General features: G+C 48.5%; 6 protein-coding genes. All 6 read left to right on the plus strand.

Annotation, left to right across the window (positions count from 1 at the left end):
* Positions 1-457, plus strand: a 457-nt coding sequence (gene atpF, locus ACN0WX_RS15315) for a F0F1 ATP synthase subunit B (protein ID WP_417623206.1), incomplete at its 5' end; no start/stop codon positions are given.
* Positions 458-472: 15 nt separating this feature from the next.
* Complete coding sequence (gene atpH / locus ACN0WX_RS15320; protein ID WP_020430351.1) at positions 473-1,006, plus strand: F0F1 ATP synthase subunit delta; 534 nt, start codon at positions 473-475, stop codon at positions 1,004-1,006.
* 13 nt (positions 1,007-1,019) lie between these two features.
* Positions 1,020-2,561: a F0F1 ATP synthase subunit alpha gene (gene atpA / locus ACN0WX_RS15325; RefSeq protein ID WP_020430350.1), complete on the plus strand. Its 1,542-nt coding sequence runs from the start codon at positions 1,020-1,022 to the stop codon at positions 2,559-2,561.
* 43 nt (positions 2,562-2,604) lie between these two features.
* Positions 2,605-3,471 carry a F0F1 ATP synthase subunit gamma gene (gene atpG, locus ACN0WX_RS15330; RefSeq protein WP_020430349.1) on the plus strand — a complete coding sequence of 289 codons (867 nt, stop codon included), beginning with the start codon at positions 2,605-2,607 and terminating at the stop codon, positions 3,469-3,471.
* A gap of 34 nt (positions 3,472-3,505) precedes the next feature.
* Positions 3,506-4,909 (plus strand): F0F1 ATP synthase subunit beta, encoded by a 1,404-nt coding sequence (gene atpD / locus ACN0WX_RS15335; protein ID WP_417623207.1) that lies wholly within the window; start codon positions 3,506-3,508, stop codon positions 4,907-4,909.
* Positions 4,910-4,927: 18 nt separating this feature from the next.
* Positions 4,928-5,350 carry a F0F1 ATP synthase subunit epsilon gene (locus ACN0WX_RS15340; protein WP_136487711.1) on the plus strand — a complete coding sequence of 141 codons (423 nt, stop codon included), beginning with the start codon at positions 4,928-4,930 and terminating at the stop codon, positions 5,348-5,350.
* Positions 5,351-5,446 lie beyond the last annotated feature (96 nt).

The following is a 5,446-nucleotide window of genomic DNA, read 5'->3' on the forward strand; positions in this document are numbered from 1 at the left end:
AACTCTGCTAGGTCAAGCAATTTCATTCGCACTGTTTGTGTGGTTCTGCATGAAGTATGTGTGGCCGCCAATCATGAACGCAATTGAAGAGCGTCAGAAGAAAATTGCTGACGGTTTGCAAGCTGCTGAGCGTGCAAAGAAAGATTTGGACCTAGCACAAGCCAACGCTTCTGATTCATTAAAAGAAGCGAAGCGCACAGCAACTGAGGTCATTGAGGCTGCGAACAAACGTAAAGCGCAAATTTTGGATGAAGCGCGCGAGGAAGCTCAGGCAGAACGCCAGAAAATCCTTGCTCAAGCTGATGCTGAAATTGAGTCTGAGCGTAACCGTGCCCGCGATGAGCTGCGCAAACAAGTTGCAACTCTGGCTATTGCTGGTGCTGAGAAGATCCTTGAGCGTACTATCGATAAAGATGCGCACAAAGATATTCTCGACAACATTACTGCAAAACTTTAAGTCTGGGGGCGCCGAATGTCTAATATGACTACAATTGCACGCCCCTATGCTAAAGCAGCATTTGAATTTGCGGTGGAAAAACAACAACTGGATCAATGGAGCCAGATGCTTGTTTTCGCTGCCGAAGTCGCAATGAACGACCAGATTAAAGAACTGTTAACCAGTTCGACGTCTGCTGAGAAATTGGCAGAAATCTTTGTCGCAATTTGTGGCGATCAGTTTGATGCACATGGTCAGAACCTGCTGAAGGTAATGGCTGAGAATGGCCGCTTACAGGCCCTTCCGGATGTTTGTGCTCAATTCCATGCTCTGAAACAAGAGCATGAGAAGAAAGTCGATGTTGAAGTTATTTCAGCAACTGAACTTTCAGAGCAGCAACTGGCAGACATCAGCAGCAAACTTGAGCAGCGTCTGGAACGCAAAGTTCAGCTGAATTGCAGTGTAGATGAGACCCTACTTGGTGGGGTAGTAATTCGAGCCGGAGACCTAGTCATCGATAACTCAGCGCGTGGTCGTTTGAACCGCCTGAGCGATGCCTTGCAGTCTTAATGGGGATTGGAGCATGCAACTTAATTCCACGGAAATTAGCGATCTGATTAAACAGCGTATTGAGTCTTTCAACGTTGTTAGTGAAGCTCGTAATGAAGGTACTATCGTATCGGTAAGCGATGGTATTATCCGTATTCACGGCCTAGCGGACGTGATGCAGGGTGAAATGATTGAATTACCGGGTGGCCGTTTTGCACTAGCACTTAACCTTGAGCGTGACTCGGTTGGTGCGGTTGTAATGGGCCCATATGCTGACCTTAAGGAAGGCGAAAAAGTAACTGGTACTGGTCGTATTCTTGAAGTGCCAGTTGGTCCTGAACTGCTTGGCCGCGTAGTGAATACACTGGGCGAACCAATCGACGGTAAAGGTCCACTCAATGCAACTCTGACTTCTCCTGTAGAAGTGATTGCACCAGGCGTAATCGACCGTCAATCAGTTGATCAGCCTGTTCAAACTGGTTACAAATCAGTGGACTCGATGATTCCAATCGGCCGTGGTCAGCGTGAGCTGATTATCGGTGACCGTCAGACTGGTAAAACAGCGATGGCGATCGATGCGATCATCAACCAAAAAGATTCAGGTATTTACTCAATTTACGTAGCGATTGGTCAGAAAGCTTCTACTATCGCGAACGTAGTACGTAAACTTGAAGAGCATGGCGCTCTGAAGAACACTATCGTTGTGGTAGCGTCAGCTTCTGAGTCTGCAGCTCTGCAATACCTTGCGCCTTACGCAGGTTGTGCAATGGGTGAATACTTCCGTGATCGCGGTGAAGATGCACTGATTGTTTACGATGATCTTTCTAAGCAAGCTGTTGCTTATCGTCAGATCTCTCTACTGCTACGTCGTCCGCCAGGTCGCGAAGCTTTCCCTGGTGACGTTTTCTACCTCCACTCACGTCTACTTGAGCGTGCTGCTCGTGTAAGCGCTGACTACGTAGAACGTTTCACTAACGGTGAAGTGAAAGGTAAGACCGGTTCTCTGACTGCTCTGCCTATCATCGAAACCCAAGCTGGTGACGTATCCGCATTCGTACCGACTAACGTAATCTCGATTACCGATGGTCAGATCTTCCTACAAACTGAACTGTTCAACGCGGGTGTTCGCCCAGCAGTTGACCCAGGTATCTCAGTTTCTCGTGTAGGTGGTTCAGCTCAGACGAAAATCATCAAGAAGCTGTCAGGCGGTATCCGTACTGCACTTGCAGCGTACCGTGAACTGGCAGCATTCGCGCAGTTCTCTTCGGATCTGGATGATGCGACTAAACGTCAGCTTGAGCACGGTCAGAAAGTAACAGAACTGATGAAACAGAAGCAGTACGCTCCAATGTCTGTTTTTGATCAGGCTCTGACTATCTTCGCAGCAGAGCGCGGTTACCTTGCAGATGTAGAACTGAGCAAAGTTCTGGATTTCGAGGCGGCTCTACTATCGTACGCTCGCGGTCAACACGCTGAACTAGCAGCGCAGATCGACAAGACGGGTGCTTACAACGATGACATCGAAGCTCAGCTGAAGAAGCTGGTTGACGATTTCAAAGCAACCCAAACTTGGTAATAGGTCGGTGGCAAGTTTTGCCACCAACTAATGGAGAGTAACGATGGCCGGCGCAAAAGAGATACGTAATAAAATCGGTAGTGTGAAAAGCACTCAGAAAATTACGAAAGCGATGGAAATGGTAGCAGCTTCAAAAATGCGTCGTTCTCAAGACGCCATGGAAGCTTCTCGTCCATACGCGGCAACTATGCGTAAAGTGATCGGTCATGTCGCCAACGCGAATCTAGAGTATCGTCATCCGTATCTAGAAGAGCGTGAAGCGAAACGTGTTGGTTACATCATTATTTCTACCGACCGTGGCTTGTGTGGTGGTTTGAACATTAACCTGTTCAAGAAAGCTGTTACAGACATGCAAGCGTGGAAAGAGAAGGGTGCTGAAATTGATTTGGCCATTATTGGTTCAAAAGCAACGGCATTCTTCAACAACAGCGGCGCTAAAGTAGCGGCTCAGGTATCTGGTCTGGGCGATAGCCCATCACTGGAAGACCTGATCGGTTCTGTTGGTGTGATGCTGAAGAAATATGATAACGGCGAGTTGGATCGTCTGTACGTAGTGTTCAACGAATTCGTGAACACCATGGTACAACAACCAAAGATCGATCAATTGCTACCTTTGCCTAAATCGGACAGCGAAGAGATGCAGCGTGAGCATTCATGGGACTACATCTATGAACCTGAACCAAAACCTCTGCTGGATGCGCTATTGCTGCGCTACGTAGAGTCTCAGGTTTACCAAGGTGTGGTTGAGAACCTTGCTTGTGAGCAAGCGGCTCGAATGGTTGCGATGAAGGCTGCAACGGATAACGCCTCAAATCTGATTGATGACTTAGAACTTGTGTACAACAAAGCCCGTCAGGCTGCGATCACACAAGAACTGTCAGAAATCGTGAGCGGCGCAGCAGCGGTTTAAGCTTAGGTAAAACAAACAGTTTAGAGGATTAACGATGGCTACAGGTAAGATCGTACAGATCATCGGTGCGGTAGTCGACGTAGAGTTCCCGCAGAGCGATGTACCTCAGGTATACGACGCTCTAAACGTAACGGACTCAAAAGAACGTCTGGTTCTTGAAGTTCAGCAACAGCTTGGCGGTGGCGTTGTACGCGCAATCGTAATGGGTAGCTCGGATGGTTTACGTCGTGGAATGACAGTTGAAAACACTGGCGCTCCAATTTCAGTGCCAGTAGGTACTAAAACGCTAGGTCGTATCATGAACGTACTTGGCGATGCGATTGATGAACGTGGTGAAATCGGTGCTGAAGAGCTTTACTCGATTCACCGTGCAGCACCAAGCTACGAAGAGCAGTCTAACGCAACTGAGCTGCTGGAAACTGGTGTTAAGGTAATCGACCTGATTTGTCCATTCGCTAAGGGTGGTAAAATCGGTCTGTTCGGTGGTGCAGGTGTAGGTAAGACCGTTAACATGATGGAACTTATCAACAACATCGCACTGCAACACTCAGGTCTGTCTGTATTTGCTGGTGTTGGTGAGCGTACTCGTGAGGGTAACGACTTCTACCACGAGATGCAGGAAGCGGGTGTTGTAAACATCGAGAAACCTGAAGAATCAAAAGTAGCGATGGTTTACGGCCAGATGAACGAGCCACCAGGCAACCGTCTGCGTGTAGCTCTGACTGGTCTGACTATGGCTGAGCGTTTCCGTGATGAAGGTCGTGACGTACTGCTGTTCATCGATAACATCTACCGTTATACCCTTGCGGGTACAGAGGTATCGGCACTTCTGGGTCGTATGCCATCTGCGGTAGGTTACCAGCCAACACTGGCTGAAGAGATGGGTGTACTTCAGGAACGTATCACGTCAACTAAGAAAGGTTCTATCACGTCTGTACAGGCGGTATACGTACCTGCGGATGACTTGACCGACCCGTCACCAGCAACCACGTTTGCTCACTTGGATGCAACGGTTGTACTTAACCGTAACATCGCAGCAATGGGTCTGTACCCAGCGATCGACCCACTGGATTCGACTTCTCGTCAGCTAGATCCATTGGTTGTTGGTCAAGAGCACTACGACATTGCGCGTGGCGTTCAACAGACTCTGCAACGCTACAAAGAGCTGAAAGACATCATTGCGATTCTGGGTATGGACGAACTGTCTGAAACCGATAAGCAAGTGGTAGCTCGTGCGCGTAAGATTGAGCGTTTCCTAACTCAGCCTTACCACGTAGCGGAAGTCTTCACGGGCGACCCAGGTATCTACGTACCACTAAAAGAAACTCTACGTGGCTTTAAAGGCCTGTTAGCTGGTGACTACGACGATGTTCCAGAGCAAGCGTTCATGTACTGCGGTGCAATCGACGAAGCTCTTGAGAATGCGAAGAAGCTATAAGGCTAACTAGGAGGCGATATGGCAGCAATAACCTTTCATCTGGATGTTGTGAGTGCTGAGAAGAAAATCTTCTCAGGCCTCGTTGAAACGTTCCAGGTGACCGGTAGCGAAGGTGAGCTGGGTATTTTCCACGGCCACACACCGCTGCTGACCGCTATTAAGCCTGGTATGGTGCGTATTGTGAAACAGCACGGCCACGAAGAAATCATTTATGTTTCTGGTGGTATTGTTGAAGTTCAGCCTGGCACAGCGACTGTGCTGGCTGATACTGCAATTCGTGGTGAAGACCTAGACGCAGCGAAGGCAGCAGAAGCTAAGCGTCGCGCTGAGGAGAATATCCAGAATCAGCACGGCGATATGAACTTCGCACAAGCGGCCAGTGAACTGGCTAAAGCCATTGCTCAGCTTCGAGTGATCGAGTTGACGAAGAAACGTCGTTAAGCCAATTAACTACGTTGAGACCAAAAGGCGACCGAAAGGTCGCCTTTTTGCTTAATTTTTAATAGAAATTTACGCTATTCATTTAACACCCCTTCA

It is taken from the genome of Parasphingorhabdus sp. (assembly GCF_048269915.1).
Classification (GTDB): domain Bacteria; phylum Pseudomonadota; class Alphaproteobacteria; order Sphingomonadales; family Sphingomonadaceae; genus Parasphingorhabdus.